The following is a 15831-nucleotide window of genomic DNA, read 5'->3' on the forward strand; positions in this document are numbered from 1 at the left end:
GGGTCAGAGGCTCAGGATCCAGTTGCGCAGCAGCTGCATCCCGGCGTCACCGGACTTCTCCGGGTGGAACTGGGTGGCGGAGAGCGGCCCGTTCTCCACTGCGGCGATGAAGTCGGTGCCGTGGTGGCTCCAGGTGACCTTGGGCGGGTTCATGGACTCGATGGACTGGTCGAAGTCCCAGGACTGCACGGCGTAGGAGTGCACGAAGTAGAACCGTTCGTCCTTGAGCCCGTCGAAGAGCACGCTGTCCGCGGGTGGGCGCACGGTGTTCCATCCCATGTGCGGGACCACCGCGTCCTCGGGCAGCGCGGTGACCTCTCCGGGCCATTCCCCCAGCCCTTCGGCGGGGATGCCGTGTTCGACGCCGCGGTCGAACATCACCTGGTGGCCCACGCAGATGCCGAGTACCGGGCGCGACCCGGCGATCCGGCGTCCGATCCAGCGGGGCCCGTCGATCTCGCGCAGCGCTGACATGACGGCGGCGAAGGCACCCACACCGGGCACGACCAGCCCGGAGGCGTTGAGCACGGCGTCGGTGTCCTTGGTCAGGGTCACGTCCGCACCGGCGCGCTCGAGCGCCCGGACCGCAGAGTGGATGTTGCCGGACCCGTAGTCCAGGACGACGACGTCGGGCTTGCCGCTCACAGGGCACCCTTGGTGGAGGGGATCTCATCGGTGCGCGGGTCGGACTCCACGGCCTCGCGCAGCGCGCGGGCGAAGGCCTTGAACTGGGCCTCCACGATGTGGTGCGGGTCGCGACCGCCGAGCAGGGTCATGTGCAGGCAGATCCCGGAGTGGTAGGTGATCGCCTCGAAGACGTGGCGGGTCATGGATCCGGTGAAGTGTCCCCCGATGAGGTGGTACTGCTGCCCCTCGGGCTCCCCGGAATGGACCAGGTACGGCCGGCCTGAGACATCGACCACTGCCTGGGCCAGCGCCTCGTCCAGCGGGATGGTCGCATTGCCGAAGCGGCGGATGCCGCGCTTGTCCCCGAGCGCGACGCGCAGCACCTCGCCCAGGACGATGGCGGTGTCCTCGACGGTGTGGTGCACGTCGATGTGGGTGTCGCCGGAGGCTTCGACGTCGAGGTCGATCAGCGAGTGCCGGGACAGTGCGGTGAGCATGTGGTCATAGAAGGGCACACCGGTGCTGATGTTCGAGGTGCCGGTCCCGTCGAGGTCCATCCGGACCTTGACGCTGGACTCGCTGGTGACACGTTCCATCTGGGCGATGCGCCCGGAGATCAATTCTGCTCCCATAACTCCTGCTTGGTGGTGGGGTACGCCAACGTCTCAGTCTACGCGGTGGTCCTGGTGATGAATCGCTTGAGTGAGGCCAGGAAGTCCGAGGTCTCTTCCTCGGTGCCGGCGGTCACGCGCAGGTGTCCGGGGATGCCGACGTCGCGGATCAGGATGCCGTCCTCGAGGAGGTGCTGCCAGGCGGCCTTCTCATCGGTGAGTCCGCCGAAGAACACGAAGTTCGCGTCCGAGGGCGCCGGGTGCAGCCCCATCTGCTCCAGGGTGGTGACGATGCGGTCGCGCTGCTCCTTGATCCGTTCCACATTGGCCATCAGCGTGGCCGAGTGGTCCAGGGCGGCGACGGCGGTCGCCTGGGTCACGGCGGAGAGGTGATAGGGCAGCCGGACCAGCCGCATGGCGTCGGTGACCTCAGGGGCCGCGGCCAGGTAGCCCAGTCGACCCCCGGCCAGCGCGAAGGCCTTGCTCATGGTGCGCGAGACGATCAGACGCTCCCGTCCGGGCAGCAGGGCCAGGGCCGAGCCGGTTCCGGACTGGCGGAACTCGCCGTAGGCCTCGTCCACCACCACCATGGTGTCGGACTCCTGTGCCGCGGCGTAGGCCGCCTCCACGGTCTCCAGGGAGAGGGCGGTGCCGGTGGGGTTGTTCGGGGAGCACAGGATCACCACATTGGGGCGGTGCTCGCGGATCTGCGCCGCGACATCCTCGGGCGTCTGGGTGAAGTCCTCGGCGCGGGTGCCGGCGATGTACTCGCTGTAGGTGCCTCGGGCGTAGAGCGGGTACATGGAGTAGGTCGGAGGAAAGGAGAGCACCGAACGGCCGGGGCCGGCGAAGGCCTGCAGGATGTGTTGCATGATCTCGTTGGAGCCGTTGGCCGCCCAGATGTGCTCGTCGGTCAGCTCAGCCGGCTCACCCTCGGAGGCGAGGTCTCGGTTCAGGTACTCGGCGAGCTTCTGGCGCAGGACCGAGAACTCCCGGTCCGGGTAGCGATTGAGCTGGGCGGCCGCGGCGCGGACTTCCTTGCCGATGGCGTCGACCACGTCTGCTGGGACGTCGTAGGTGGTCTCATTGACATTGAGCATCGCCTTCACGCTCAGCTGCGGGGCTCCATAGGGTTCTTGACCCTGGAGCTCTTCACGCAGCGGCAGACGGGACAGGTTCCGGGAGCGGGATGAAGTCACCGGGACATTCTAGCCGGGCGGGCCGTGCTGATCTGGGCTCCGAGCCGGGGGCCCAGAGGGGCAGCCCGGACGGGACTGGTCAGTCGACTCAGTCGACCGGGACGAAGAGTTCCTGGCCGGGGGTGAGCTCGGAACCGTTGAGATCGTTGAGCTCGGCGATCTGACCGATGAGCACCTGGGTGTGCTCGTCAGAGTCCACCGAAGCTGCCACGCTCCACAGGGTGTCCCCCGCGCCGATGGTGACGACTTGGGCGTCCACCCCGGGAACATCACCGGATGACGCCTGTGCCTGATTGAGCAGCGAGGTGGCCAGCATCAGCGCTCCGAGCAGCGCGATGGCCAGGGCTGCCAGCACCGGAAGGCCCAGCAGGAGGAAGCGACCGCGGCGAGTGAGGTGCACTGCCGGAGCCGGTGCGGAGTCGACAGGTGCAAGTGCAAGCTGTGCTGTACTCATGGGGAAGAACCTCTCATTCGAACGTGTGTACTATTTCTAGCACATAGTTTCGAATCTTGACCAGACTCGCCGCAGAATCAATGGAATCTCTCTACGATTTCGAGTAACCTGAGCGCCAAGTTCGAAGTGATCTTCGAAGCGAATCTCACTGTGAACAGTCCATCAGCAGGGTCTGACATGGATGCTGACACAGGGCGGATGCGGCGGACGGCTCGGCACAACTATGGAGGCAGCAATGGCGCAGAACACCAAGGACTCATCGGCAGCGCCGCGACTGACTGATCGGCAGCGGCAGATCGTCGACGTCATCCAGGAGTCGCTGGCCGAGCGCAGCTACCCGCCGTCCATGCGAGAGATCGGCGACGCCTGCGGACTCGCCTCGCTGTCCTCGGTGACCCACCAGCTGGCCCGCCTGCAGGAGCTCGGTTACCTCAGACGAGTTCCCGGACGGCCGCGCGCCATGGAGGTGCTGCGCGACTCAGCCGGCGCCCCGGTGCTCAGCGAACAGGCCCAGGAGGCCGAAGCTGCGGCTCGCGACTCCGTGGTGGACCTGCAGGGCTACCGCACACAGTCGGACAGCAGGATCTCTGAGATCCCCGTCGTGGGACAGATCGCCGCCGGTGGACCGATCCTGGCCGATCAGCAGGTTGAGGACATCATGCCCCTGCCGCGGCAGCTCACCGGCGAGGGCGAGCTGTTCATGCTCCAGGTCCGCGGTGACTCGATGATCGAGGCCGGGATCTTCGAGGGCGACTGGGTCGTCGTGCGGCGGCAGAGCACCGCGGAGAACGGTGACATCGTCGCCGCGCTGCTCGATGACGAGGCGACGGTCAAGACGCTCAAGCGCCGCGACGGACATGTCTGGCTGCTGCCGCAGAACCGGCAGTACGAACCGATCCTGGGCGACGAGTCCACGATCATGGGCAAGGTCGTCACGGTGCTGCGCAGCCTCTGAGCCGTTGGAGATCTCGGCGGCCGCCTAGTCCCCGCGCGGCACGACCGTGGGTTCCGCACCCGTGGGGGTGGGTGGGTGCTCACGAAGGTTCTGTTCGGTCATGACGTCCAGGAGCCGCGACCATCGTTCGTCAACGGTCCGCTCGCTGAGCTGCACGCGCTCCGGGACGTCGCCCTCCGCGAGTTCCTGCAAGGGCCAGATCCCGCGGTGCAGCTCCTCATCGGTGGGGCCTCGATCTACGGTGACGGGCAGCCAGTCAAACCCGGTGACGCGTGCGTCGTCATCCGTGGCCTCGACCGTTGCGTAGACCACGGTCCCGCTGGCAGTCTCCACGACGCAGCAGGCCTCGTCCTGGTTGGAGAGGAAGTTGCCCATGGACCACACCACCCACATGCCCTCGTCCGACGGGCCACCGTCGAGCTGCTCCACCGGCTGGGGGGTGTGCGAGTGGCTGCCGAAGACCACGTCGATCGCGCCATCGGCGGCGAGCTGCTCACCGTACTCGCGCTGCTCTTGATTGGGCGCGTCAACATACTCTTCGCCCCAATGAACAGACGCGACGACGATGTCGGCGCCGTCCTCCCGGGCTTGCGTCGCCTGATCGGTGAGCTCCTGAGGGCTGACATCAGAGACCCGCCACAGTTCATCGTCCTGCGGCCGGTATTGCTGGTTGTGCAGCATCGAGGTGGCCAGGTGAGCCACGGTGACCTCTCGCCCGCCGCGTTCCATCGTGTAGAGCTGAGGTCGGGTGGCTTCGGCCTCGGTGCGTGCCGTGCCCGCATGTCCCAGGCCGGCGGCGTCGAAGACCTCGAGTGTGCGTTCCGCACCGGCCGTTCCCTGGTCCAAGGAATGGTTGTTGGCGGTGGAGCACCCGTCGAAGCCCACCGCGGCGAGATCTCCGGCGAGCTCCGGCGGGGCCGCGAAGACCGGGTATCCACTCGGCTCCACGCCCTCTGGAGCGATCGGCACTTCCAGCCCGCAGAGCGCGAGGTCGGCGCCGCTGATGAGGTCTCGGACTCCGCCCATCATCGGCGCAAAGGCGTAGTCGGCGTCCTCGGCCAGCGCGGCTGCCGTGTCGATCAGCGGACCGTGGATGAGGATGTCCCCAGTGCCAGCGATGGTGAACTGCGTCGACTGAGGTTCGTCCGTCTCCACCGGGCTGGTTGCCTCGTTGCCGGCATCAGGCTGCGCGGTGCCGGGCTGCGTGGAGTCAGGCTCCCCGGTGTCAGGCTGTGCGGTGTCGGGGGCAGGCTGAGCCGGGTCATCTTCGGTGCTCTCGGCGCAGCCCGCCAGCGTAAGCGCTGCCGTGAGCACCCAGAAGGCGTGCACGAGGCGTGGGCGTCTGGTGCGTTCGGGATGCTGCATGGTCTGTGTGCCTCCTGGGGCCACCCGAGGTGTTGATCGAAGCGCCCCCTGAGCGTGGGCGTCTGGTTGATGCTGCTGCCGATGCTCGGTGGTCACCTGTGGGGAGGCGGTTGCCGAAGCTGAGGTCCAGCTACTTGTCTCGTTCCGCCAGCCGAGCCAGAGCCCCTCGAGCGAGGTCCCCGTTGACGGTCGGCCAGAAGTCGGGCATCGACTGCTTGAGGAACCCGCCATAGCGCGCCGTGGCCAGGCGTGAGTCCAGGATGGCCAGCACTCCCTTGTCCTCGCCGGTCCGGATCAGTCGCCCTGCGCCCTGGGCCAGCCGGGTGGCGGCGTGGGTTGCGGCGACCTGCATGAACCCGTTGCCTCCGTGCTTGGTGACTTCCTGGCTGCGGGCACTGACCAGCGGGTCGTCCGGGCGGGGGAACGGAATCCGGTCGATCGCGACCAGTCGGCAGGAGCGCCCGGGGACGTCTACGCCCTGCCAGAGGCTCATGGTGCCGAACAGGCAGGTCTCTTCGTCCTCGGCGAAGGCGCGGACCAGCGAGGACATGGTCGAGTCGCCCTGGCAGAGGATCGGGATGTCCAGGCGCTGCCGCAGATCCTCGGCGGCCTCCTCGGCGGCGCGCCGGGAGGAGAACAGCGCCAGGGTCGCACCCTTGGACGCTTCGATGAGCCCGGCCAGCTCGTCGCGCTGGGCCTGGGCGGTCTTCATCGACGGCGGCGGCAGGTGCTTGGCCACGTACAGAACCCCCTGCTTGGGGTAGTCGAAGGGGCTGCCCACGTCCACGGCGTCCCAGGCCGGGGCCTTCTCCCCCGCCAGACCCAGGGACCCGGCGACAGGGTCGAAGCTGTCCCCGATGGTCAGCGTCGCGGAGGTCAGCACCACGGTGCGATCGCCGAAGAGCCCCTCGCGCAGCCGTCCGGCCACCGAGGTCGGGGCGACGTAGATCAGCGGGGATTCATCCAGGTCAGCCTCCTGATAGCCGCGTCCCGGCACGAAGGCGCCGGGTCGGTTCAGCCAGACCACGTCGGGAGTGTCCGGGGATTCCAGGATCCGGTTGGCCGTGTCGAGCACGGCCTGCATCCGGGACCTGGCGGTGCTGCGCCCGGGGTCGGCCTCGGCGTCGCCGGTGGGCTTGGAGTCCGAGAGTGCGGTCCGTGCAGCGTTGCGGGCCAGCTCGACGGCCTCGCGCTGCTGCGGGTTCAGCCCGCGGGCCAGAAGCCCCGAGTCGACCCGGTGGAAGGCTGCCTCGACGGCGACCGCGGAGCTCTGCAGCGCCTCGACGTTGATGGCGGTGTGCCGCCGGGCGGAGGACGCGGCGGCCTTGATCATCTGCGCGGAGAGCTGGGCCGTGACCGCAGAGGTCACCCGGTCAGCGAGCTCATGGGCCTCATCGACGATCACGGCGTCGTGTTCCGGGAGCACGTCGAGACCCTCGAACGCGTCGATGGCGAGCATCGCGTGGTTGGTGATCACCAGGTCGGCGTCCTTGGCCTTCTCCCGGGCGCGCTCGGAGAAGCACTCTGCGGCCATCGGGCACTTGCGCGGGCCGATGCAGTCCACGGCATTGACCGAGACCTGGCGCCAGGCCCGGTCGGTCACCCCGTTGGGAAGGTCGTCGCGATCACCGGTCTCGGTGACCTGCGCCCATTCGCGCAGCGCCACGATCTCCTTGCCCAGCTGGGAGCCGGGTTCGAAGGCGGTGACCCCGCCGGTGGGCTCATCGGCGAAGGCGAAGAGCGCCTGTTCGTCGTCGTCCTCGGGGAAGCCGCCGTCCATCTTGTGTTTGCAGGCGTAGTTCGCACGCCCCTTCACCAGGGCGACGTCCACCGGACGCTCGACATGTTCGGCGATGTTCTCCAGCAGCCGGGGCAGGTCTCGGCCCATGATCTGGGCCTGCAGCGCCAGCGTGGCGGTGGAGATCAGCACCGGCTTCTCGGCATCCAGGGCATGGACCACGGCAGGCACCAGGTAGGCCAGCGACTTGCCCGTCCCGGTGCCCGCCTGGACCAGCAGGTGCCGACGCTTGCGCAGCGCCATCGCCACATGCTCGGCCATGGTCACCTGTCCCTCGCGCTTGACCCCGCCCATCGCGGTGACGGCGCGCTCGAGCAGGTCGGTCGTCTCCCGGTATCCCGTTGAACGGCTGGTGCTCACGCTCAAGGCGTCGGCTCTGCCTGGACCTGGAACTCGGCGAGGTCTCCGGCGAGGTCCCGACGGACCAGCACCTTCAACAAGGTGCCCTCCTCCAGGTACTCGGTGGAGAGGATCTCGGCGTCCTCGGCGTGGAGCCTGGAGACGATGTCACCCTGCGCGTAGGGCACCATCAGATCAAGCGGCACACTCGGGCGCGGAATGGAGCTGCTGATGAGTTCGCGCAGCTCTTCGATCCCCTCTCCGGAATGGGCCGAGACCACGATGGTGTGCGGCTCACGACGGCGGATACGTTCCACCACGTCCCAGTCGGCGACGTCGGCCTTGTTGAGCACGATGATCTCGTCCACCTCGTGGGCGTCCACCTCGGCCAGCACGGTGCGGACCGCGCTGATCTGACCCTCGGGCTCGGGGTGTGAGGCATCGACCACGTGCAGGATGAGGTCGGCGTCGGCCACCTCCTCCAGGGTGGAGCGGAAGGCCTCGATGAGCTGCGTGGGCAGCTGGCGGACGAAGCCGACGGTGTCGGAGAGGGTGTAGCCGATCCCATCCGGGGTGACCGCCTTGCGGGTGGTGGGATCCAGGGTGGCGAACAGCGCGTTCTCCACCAGGACTCCGGCGTCGGTGAGTCGGTTGAGCAGCGAGGACTTGCCTGCGTTGGTGTATCCGGCGATCGCGACCGAGGGCACGGCGTTGCGTTTGCGGTTGGCCCGTTTGGCGTCACGGGCGGGCTTCATCGCCGCGATGTCCTTGCGCAGCTTGGCCATGCGCGCATTGATCCGTCGGCGATCCAGCTCGATCTTGGTCTCACCGGGACCGCGGGAGCCGATGCCGGCACTCGCGCCGCCCACCTGGCCACCGGCCTGGCGGGACAGCGACTCGCCCCAGCCGCGCAGGCGCGGGAGCATGTATTCCATCTGGGCGAGTTCCACCTGGGCCTTGCCCTCGCGGGACTTCGCATGCTGGGCGAAGATGTCCAGGATCAGGCCGGTGCGGTCGATGACCTTGACCTTGACGATGTCCTCCAGGCCACGGCGCTGGGAGGGCGCAAGTTCGGAGTCCACCACGACGGTGTCGGCGCCGAGCTCGGCCACCGCGACGCGGATCTCTTCGGCCTTGCCGGAACCGAAGAACGTTCCGGGGTCGGGCTTGGCGCGACGCTGCAGGAAGCCGTCGAGCACGGTGGAACCGGCGGTCTCGGCCAGCGCGGAGAGCTCGCGCAGGGAGTATTCGGCTTCGGCGACGGTGCCCTCGCCCCAGAGCCCGGCGAGGACGACGCGCTCGAGGCGCAGCTGCCGGTATTCGACCTCTGAGACGTCCTCGAGTTCGGTGGAGAGCCCATCGACACGGCGCAGCGATCGGCGTTCCAGAAGTTCGAACTGTTCGCCGTCGGACTCCGAGTGTGCGGTCTCACCAGCGATTTCGCGAGCCTGCTCGCCGAGGATGCCGCGACGCCTGAAGCTGGGCTCGGCTTCAAATCGGGTGGTCCTCGCCGGTGCACTTTCGCGGGCGCGGTCAGCGGCCAGGATCCGCTCGATGGTCGCATCGACGGAGGACTGCTGTGCGTCTGACGCCGTGGAGTCCTCGGGGGTCTCGCCTGAAGCTTCGGGCGTGTGATTCTGCTTGGTCATGATCTCCTTAGGACCAGTTTTCGGCCTGGCCCTGCCCGCCGTGGATCTCCATCCTACGTTCGACCACGGACACGGTTAAGTGCGCGGGTCCGCTGTGGAGATCAAGCGGGGCTTGTTCGAGGGGTGTGGAGTATGTGTGCTCAGCCGGTCCTGCGGATCCGCAGAGGGATCGCAGCGGCGTGATCCTCAAGGGGAACACCGGTGGCGGGCGAACGACACTGCCGGCTCAGAGCGCCGGCCAGATGGTGAGGGGGTGACTCAACCGCGCGGGCGGGAGTACGTCAGGTGAATCCACATAGAGGAGAGTCTACTACGATTCACCCTGTGAACTCCCAGCATTATTTCTCCGCCTCCCCCGAGGGGCCCTTCACCCGCCGCACGGTCAACGTCACCCTGGACGGGCACGAGGTCTCCGTGGCCACCGCTGGAGGGATCTTCTCCCCCGACGGGGTGGACAAGGGCACGGCGGTGTTGCTCAAGCACGCTCCGGATCCGTCGAGCCAGGGCCACCTGCTCGACATCGGCTGCGGCTGGGGGCCCTTGGCGCTGACCCTGGCGATGCGCTCCCCGGAGGCCACGGTCTGGGCGGTGGATGTCAACGAACGCTCCCGCGTCCTCTGTGCAGAGAACGCGGCAGCACTCGGGCTGAGCAATGTGCGCGTGCTGGCTCCGGAGGATGTGCCCGCGGAGATCGAGTTCGACACGATCTGGTCCAATCCTCCGATCCGTGTCGGCAAGGAGGTGCTGCATGGACTCCTCGAGCACTGGCTCCCCCGGCTCAGCCCCGAAGGCACCGCCTGGCTGGTCGTGCAGAAGAACCTCGGGGCGGACTCGCTGCTGGCCTGGATCACCACGATGCTCACCGGCACCGCGGGACAGTTCTCCAGCGCCCGCGCCGAGACCGCGAAGGGGTTCCGGCTGCTGCGGATCACCCGCGACTGACCACGCCTGCGCGGCCGGGCTGCAGGTCTGGCGACTCTCAGCGGCTCAGCGGCTCAGCGGCTCAGGCGAGCGTTCCGGTGAGCACGAGCTCTGCCGGACCTGCCAGTTCCACGTCCTCTGCGCCGTCTTGGCGGGCCGTGAACCGGACAGTGACCTGTCCGCCGGGGACATCGACCTTCCAGAGATTGACGCTGTCGTCGGCGGCCCAGACGCGGACCGCGGCGGCTGCGGCGCAGGCCCCGGTCCCGCAGGACATGGTCTCCCCGACGCCGCGTTCGTGCACGCGCATCCGCACCCGACCCACGGCCTGGCCGTCCTCATCCTCGGTGACCAGCGGCTCGGCCGGCACGACGAACTCGACGTTCGTGCCTGCCGGCGGAACCGGGTCCACTTTCGGCGCCTCGTGAAGGTTCAGGTCATGCAGGGTCGCTTCATCCCCGAGTGCGACGACGGTATGCGGGTTGCCCATGGAGATGCTCAGGGCTGGCCGGGGCTCATCGAGTCCGGCGGCGATGACCAGCGCGTCCGAGGCGTTGGAGGCGGCCTGCTCGGGGTCCAGGAAGGACCATACGCCCATGCCGATCGCGTAGCCCTCGGGGACCTTGCGCACGGTGCGCAGACCCGCTCGGGTCAGGACGGGCAGTTCCTGCCCATCGCTGAGCTGCACGAGATCCTCGGCGATCAGGAAGTGGGCGAAGGCGCGCACGCCGTTGCCGCACATCTCCGACACCGAGCCGTCGGAGTTGCGGTAGTCCATGAACCACAGTGGGGCGTCGTCGGTGCTGCTCAGCTCGGCCGTCTCGGCGAGCAGCCGGGACACGACGGCGTCACCGATCACCAGATGCGCCGGGACCGCGCGGATGACTCCATCGGCGCCGATCCCCAGGTGCCGGTCGCAGAGCGCGGCCACCTGGTGCGCCTCGAGGGCCTGCTCCCCCGTGGGGTCGGAGAGCATGACGAAGTCATTGCCGGTGGCATGGGCCTTGGTGATGGTGGTGCCGGTGAGGGCTTCCAGGCCGGTGAGGTGATGAGCCACGCGGTTCTCCTTCATTGCTGCTGGGGTTCGATGCTCGGGATTCGTCGATGCTGAGGACGTCCGCCGCCGATGCGCCAGCCGTCCTGGTGTTCAACGCCGAAGTCGGGTGATAGCTTCCAACGCCTGTTGCACCAGGTCCTCTGCGGGTGCCGCGAGCCAGGTGACGCGCGGGTCGGCGCGGAACCAGGTCTCTTGTCTGCGGGCAAACTTGCGGGTGGCCACCGTGGTGGCCTCGATCGCGTCCGTGCTGGTGAGCTCGCCGTCGAGGACTTGGAGGAACTGCTGGTATCCGATGGCGCGGGAGGCGGTGCGTCCGCGACGCAGACCGGCGCCGTCGAGTGTGCGCACCTCATCGAGCAGGCCCTGGTCCTCCATGCGCTGCACGCGACGTGCGATGCGCTCGTGAAGCAGGGTGCGGTCCACGTCGAGTCCGATCTGCACGACCGGTTCCAGGCTCGGTTCATGGGCCCGCTGCGGCATGTAGGAGGAGAATGTCCGGCCGGTGAGCAGCACGACTTCCAGGGCGCGGATCAGGCGTCGGTCATCCTTGATCACGGCTGCGGATTCGGGGTCCAGCTCGCGCAGCTCCTGGCGCAGCGGGGCGGCCCCCTCGTCGTCGAGTCGCAGCGTCAGTCGGCTGCGCAGCTCCGGGTTGGTGGGCGGGAACTCGATCACGTCGATGACGGCGCGGACGTAGAGCCCTGATCCGCCGACCATGATGGGGGTCTTGCCCCGGTCTCGGATCTCCCCGATGATCCGGCGGGCCTGGTCCTGGAAGTCTGCGACCGAGGACTCCTGTGTCACGTGGAGGACGTCGAGGAGGTGGTGGGGGACGTCGCCGGCCTCTTCTGCGCTGACTTTGGCAGTGCCGATGTCCATCCCGCGGTAGAGCTGCATCGAGTCGGCGTTGATGATCTCACCGTCGAGGCGTTGTGCGAGTTCGATGCCCAGCGCCGATTTGCCGGAGGCGGTCGGTCCCACCAGAACGATCAGCGGCGGTGTCGACGACGTCGAGCCCACCTCCGCCGCCGAGAGCTGACCTGCGTCTGGAACGGCAGTCATCAGGCGACGGGGCGCCGCGTGGGCATGCCGAGCGAGACTGCGGTCGGGGTGGATCCGGTGACCTGGGTGGTGCCGACGCCACAGGAGTCGGCCTGCCAGCGGTCCCATGCGTCCCCTGCGGGAGAGCGGCGAAGCTGGTACTCGGCAGGTCCGCTCGGGTCGGCCAGCAGGTGGAATCCTGCTGCCTGGGTGATGGTGACGGTGACGAAGTCTCCGGGACGCGGCGCGGGGGCTCCGTCGGGCACGGCGAAGTGCACGCGCCTGTTGTCCCGGGCCCGTCCGCTGAGCCGACCGGTCTCAGAGGATTTTGCGCCGGAGTCGGCGGTGACCAGGAGTTCCTGCGAAGTGCCCACGAGCTTGGCGTTCTCTTCAGCGCCGATGCGATCCTGCAGCGCGCACAGGCGTTCGAAGCGCTCCTGCACGATCTCCTTGGGGACCTGATGGTCCATGGTCGCGGCCGGGGTGCCGGGGCGTGGTGAGTATTGGAAGGTGAAGGCGGAGGAGAAGCGCGACGCTTCGACGACCCGCATGGTCTCTTCGAAGTCTTCCTCGGTCTCTCCGGGGAAGCCGACGATGATGTCGGTCGTGACGGCGGCGTGCGGCATCGCCTCGCGCACCTTCTCCAGGATTCCGAGGAACTTCTTGGAGCGGTAGGACCGGCGCATGTCTTTGAGCACCTTGTCGGACCCGGACTGCAGCGGCATGTGCAGCTGGGGCATGACATTGGGAGTCTCGGCCATGGCGTGGATGACGTCGTCGGTGAAGGACGCGGGGTGGGGGCTGGTGAACCGGACTCGTTCGAGTCCGTCGATCTGCCCGCAGGCGCGCAGCAGCTTGGCGAACGCCCCGCGGTCCCCGAACTCGACCCCATAGGTGTTCACGTTCTGTCCCAGGAGGGTGACCTCCACGGCGCCGTCGGCGACGAGGGCGCGGACTTCGGCGAGGATCTCCCCCGGACGGCGGTCGCGTTCCTTGCCGCGCAGGGAGGGCACGATGCAGAAGGTGCACGTGTTGTTGCAGCCTACCGAGATGGACACCCACCCGGAGTGCACGGACTCGCGTTTGGTCGGCAGCGTCGAGGGAAAGGTCTCGAGGGCTTCGAGGATCTCGATCTCGGCCTCGGCGTTGTGACGGGAGCGCTCGAGCAGGGTGGGCAGGGACCCGATGTTATGGGTGCCGAAGACGACGTCGACCCAGGGGGCCTTCTTCTGAACCGTCTCCTGGTCCTTCTGCGCCAGGCAGCCGCCGACCGCGATCTGCATACCCTCGTGCTCGGCCTTGGTCTGACGGAGCATTCCCAGGTGACCGTAGAGCTTGTTGTCGGCGTTCTCCCGGACCGCGCAGGTGTTGAAGACGACGAGATCGGGGGTGGTGCCCGTCTCGGCTGGTCCGTAGCCGGCCTCTTCGAGGAGCCCCGACATCCGCTCCGAGTCGTGGACGTTCATCTGGCAGCCGAAGGTGCGCACCTCGTAGGTGCGCAGGCGCGCCGACGGGTCGACGACGGCGGCACCGTCCTCCGCGCGGGGGCGGTCCGGTGCGGTGGTCTCGGCGCGGTCCATCAGTGCATCACTCATTGCTGAGGATTCTACGCGTCCGTGTGGGCCTCGATCACTTCGCGCACGATCTGGAAGGCCGCGCCCGGGGAGTGACCGCGGCGGGCCAGCATCGAGACCAACCGGCGGGTGAGCTTGTCCCGCTCGGCACGTTCTTCGGGGCTGGGGCCGGTGGGCACAGTCTTGCCCTGGAGCTTGCGGCGCACGAGCTCGCGCGCCGCCTCGCTCTCGTCCTCGGCGCTGATCTGCTCCAGCGCATCCGCTGCCACGTGCTCGCTGATGCCCTTCTCGCGCAGTTCACGGCGCAGTGCGGACTTGCCGAGGTTCTTGAGCTCATGACGGCCCCTGACCCAGGTCTGGGCGAACTCGACGTCGTTGATCAGGTGGACCTCTTCCATTCGATCGAGCACGCGAGTGATGACCTCGGGGTGGAAGTCCTTCTCCTTCAAGGCCACGGCGAGCTGATGCCGGGACTTCGGGGAGCCGGTGAGTCGGCGCAGCACCACGGCGCGAGCCTTCTCGTACTGTTCCTCGGGGCTGACTCCCGCCATAGCCCCCGCAGGGACATCGTCGTCATCGTGCTCGATCTCGAGTGGGGCGGACGAGGTCCGCTTCGAGGGGTCTTGATCGGCAGTGCCAAGGTCGACAGTTTCAGCCTCGACAGTTTCAGCCTCGTCAGTTTCAGCCTCGTCAGTGCCGGGGCCGTCCATCTCGGCGTCGACCGTGTCGGGGGCCGGATTGGGGTCCACCAGGGGGCGAGCCTCAGGAGAGGCGCTGAACCGGAGGGGTCCGGAGTCGAACTCCTCGGACACGGGCCTGGCGAACCCGACGTCGCCCGGTGCCGACTCATCAGCATCGGACGCCTCGGCCTCAGGGTCTTCCCCCTGGGCGTCCTCGTCCTCCGGGTCTTCCTCCTCGGGGTCTTCCTCTTCGGGGCCTGTGGCGGCCGAGGAGGCTGCGGGGTCGCTGGGGCCGGCGGCACCGGCCGGGCCTGTCGATGTGCTCTCTGGAGGCTTCTCGGGCACCGAGGTGTCGACGACCAGGAAGTCAGGAACCGGTGCGTCCGGATCCCGCTCCTGGATGCTCGTCATGGCGGCCCGCAGAGCTTCGATCTTCTGCTGCTGATCACCCATGGCGACCTCCTATCAGCCGTCGACGGCCTTGAGGGCCGGTCCGCCTTCTTCTTCCAGCGGTGAGATCAGGCCGAGCTTCTCACGGATACGACGCTCGATCTCATCGGCAAGGTCGGGGTTGTCCTTGAGGAAGGTGCGCGCCTTCTCCTTGCCCTGGCCGAGCTGGTCCCCGTCGTAGGTGAACCAGGCGCCGGACTTCTTCACAAGGCCGTTCTCGACTCCGACATCGATGAGACCGCCCTCGCGGGAGATGCCTTCGCCGTAGATGATGTCGAACTCGGCCTGCTTGAACGGCGGGGCCATCTTGTTCTTCACGATCTTGGCGCGAGTGCGGTTGCCCACCGCGTTGGTGCCCTCCTTGAGGGTTTCGATGCGACGCACGTCCACGCGGACCGAGGCGTAGAACTTCAGCGCCTTGCCGCCCGAGGTGGTCTCCGGGGAGCCGAAGAAGACACCGATCTTCTCGCGCAGCTGGTTGATGAAGATCGCAGTGGTCTTGGTCTGGGAGAGCCGACCGGCGATCTTGCGCAGCGCCTGTGACATCAGGCGCGCCTGGAGTCCGACGTGGGAGTCGCCCATCTCGCCTTCGATCTCGGCACGCGGCACCAGGGCGGCGACGGAGTCGATCACCACGATGTCGATGGAGCCGGAGGAGACCAGCATGTCCATGATCTCCAGCGCCTGCTCACCGGTGTCCGGCTGGGAGACCAGCAGCGCGTCGGTGTCGACGCCCAGCTTCTGGGCGTACACGGGATCCAGGGCGTGCTCGGCGTCGATGAAGGCGGCGATGCCGCCCATCTTCTGCGCATTGGCCACCGCGTGCAGGGCCACGGTCGTCTTGCCGGAGGACTCCGGGCCGTAGATCTCGACGACGCGCCCGCGCGGGAAGCCGCCGATGCCGAGTGCGGCGTCCATGGCGATCGACGACGTGGGGATGGTCTCGATCGGGGCCCGGGTCTCATCACCCAGGCGCATGACCGAACCTTTGCCGTACTGCTTGTCGATCTGTGCAAGCGCTGCTTCAAGCGCCTTCTCACGATCTTTGCTGACTGCCATGATTCACCTCGATGACTCGTTGTATGTATGTGGTGCCAGACTAGGCGGACCC

Annotated in this window: 14 protein-coding genes; 2 read left to right on the plus strand and 12 right to left on the minus strand. The window is 67.7% G+C overall.

All coding sequences use genetic code 11. The features are described from left to right. Nucleotides 1–3: 3 nt before the first annotated feature. From hisH to ACHAA4_RS04315, 4 genes are all read right to left on the minus strand, one after another. A complete protein-coding gene (hisH, locus tag ACHAA4_RS04300) occupies nucleotides 4–645 on the minus strand; it encodes an imidazole glycerol phosphate synthase subunit HisH (RefSeq protein ID WP_435772926.1) in 642 nt (213 codons plus the stop codon). Further along, nucleotides 642–1259, minus strand: coding sequence for an imidazoleglycerol-phosphate dehydratase HisB (gene hisB / locus ACHAA4_RS04305; protein WP_179442016.1), 618 nt, complete (start codon nucleotides 1257–1259; stop codon nucleotides 642–644). Before hisB ends, hisH begins: the two co-directional genes overlap by 4 nt. Nucleotides 1260–1297: 38 nt before the next feature. Beyond that, a complete protein-coding gene (locus tag ACHAA4_RS04310; protein WP_435772927.1) occupies nucleotides 1298–2437 on the minus strand; it encodes a histidinol-phosphate transaminase in 1140 nt (379 codons plus the stop codon). A gap of 88 nt (nucleotides 2438–2525) precedes the next feature. Then, nucleotides 2526–2891, minus strand: coding sequence for a LysM peptidoglycan-binding domain-containing protein (locus tag ACHAA4_RS04315; protein WP_435772928.1), 366 nt, complete (start codon nucleotides 2889–2891; stop codon nucleotides 2526–2528). A 235-nt stretch (nucleotides 2892–3126) separates the two neighbouring features. On the opposite strand from ACHAA4_RS04315, the gene lexA reads away from it, so the two are divergent. Further along, nucleotides 3127–3846: a transcriptional repressor LexA gene (lexA, locus tag ACHAA4_RS04320; protein ID WP_435772929.1), complete on the plus strand. Its 720-nt coding sequence runs from the start codon at nucleotides 3127–3129 to the stop codon at nucleotides 3844–3846. A 24-nt stretch (nucleotides 3847–3870) separates the two neighbouring features. Here the strand turns inward: lexA and ACHAA4_RS04325 are convergent, their stop codons facing one another. The 3 genes from ACHAA4_RS04325 to hflX form a co-directional block, all read right to left on the minus strand. After that, nucleotides 3871–5211 carry a CapA family protein gene (locus ACHAA4_RS04325; protein WP_435772930.1) on the minus strand — a complete coding sequence of 447 codons (1341 nt, stop codon included), beginning with the start codon at nucleotides 5209–5211 and terminating at the stop codon, nucleotides 3871–3873. 130 nt (nucleotides 5212–5341) lie between these two features. Beyond that, on the minus strand, nucleotides 5342–7369 hold the full coding sequence (locus ACHAA4_RS04330; RefSeq protein WP_435772931.1) for an ATP-dependent DNA helicase: 2028 nt from the start codon (nucleotides 7367–7369) through the stop codon (nucleotides 5342–5344). A 2-nt stretch (nucleotides 7370–7371) separates the two neighbouring features. After that, a complete protein-coding gene (gene hflX / locus ACHAA4_RS04335) occupies nucleotides 7372–8997 on the minus strand; it encodes a GTPase HflX (RefSeq protein ID WP_435772932.1) in 1626 nt (541 codons plus the stop codon). A 324-nt stretch (nucleotides 8998–9321) separates the two neighbouring features. Here hflX and ACHAA4_RS04340 point away from each other — a divergent pair, with 324 nt between their 5' ends. After that, a complete protein-coding gene (locus ACHAA4_RS04340) occupies nucleotides 9322–9939 on the plus strand; it encodes a class I SAM-dependent methyltransferase (RefSeq protein ID WP_435772933.1) in 618 nt (205 codons plus the stop codon). 61 nt (nucleotides 9940–10000) lie between these two features. Here the strand turns inward: ACHAA4_RS04340 and dapF are convergent, their stop codons facing one another. The 5 genes from dapF to recA all read right to left on the minus strand — a co-directional run bounded on the left by dapF (nucleotide 10001) and on the right by recA (nucleotide 15779). Beyond that, on the minus strand, nucleotides 10001–10990 hold the full coding sequence (gene dapF / locus ACHAA4_RS04345; RefSeq protein WP_435772934.1) for a diaminopimelate epimerase: 990 nt from the start codon (nucleotides 10988–10990) through the stop codon (nucleotides 10001–10003). A gap of 75 nt (nucleotides 10991–11065) precedes the next feature. Continuing rightward, the gene (gene miaA / locus ACHAA4_RS04350) at nucleotides 11066–12037 is read right to left on the minus strand and encodes a tRNA (adenosine(37)-N6)-dimethylallyltransferase MiaA (RefSeq protein ID WP_435772935.1); all 972 of its coding nucleotides are present in this window, start codon (nucleotides 12035–12037) and stop codon (nucleotides 11066–11068) included. Beyond that, a complete protein-coding gene (gene miaB, locus ACHAA4_RS04355; protein WP_435772936.1) occupies nucleotides 12037–13611 on the minus strand; it encodes a tRNA (N6-isopentenyl adenosine(37)-C2)-methylthiotransferase MiaB in 1575 nt (524 codons plus the stop codon). Before miaB ends, miaA begins: the two co-directional genes overlap by 1 nt. A gap of 11 nt (nucleotides 13612–13622) precedes the next feature. After that, nucleotides 13623–14723: a RecX family transcriptional regulator gene (locus ACHAA4_RS04360; protein WP_435772937.1), complete on the minus strand. Its 1101-nt coding sequence runs from the start codon at nucleotides 14721–14723 to the stop codon at nucleotides 13623–13625. Between the two features lie 12 nt (nucleotides 14724–14735). After that, complete coding sequence (gene recA / locus ACHAA4_RS04365) at nucleotides 14736–15779, minus strand: recombinase RecA (protein WP_435772938.1); 1044 nt, start codon at nucleotides 15777–15779, stop codon at nucleotides 14736–14738. Nucleotides 15780–15831 lie beyond the last annotated feature (52 nt).

Source organism: Nesterenkonia maliinae (assembly GCF_051262655.1).
Taxonomy (GTDB): domain Bacteria; phylum Actinomycetota; class Actinomycetes; order Actinomycetales; family Micrococcaceae; genus Nesterenkonia.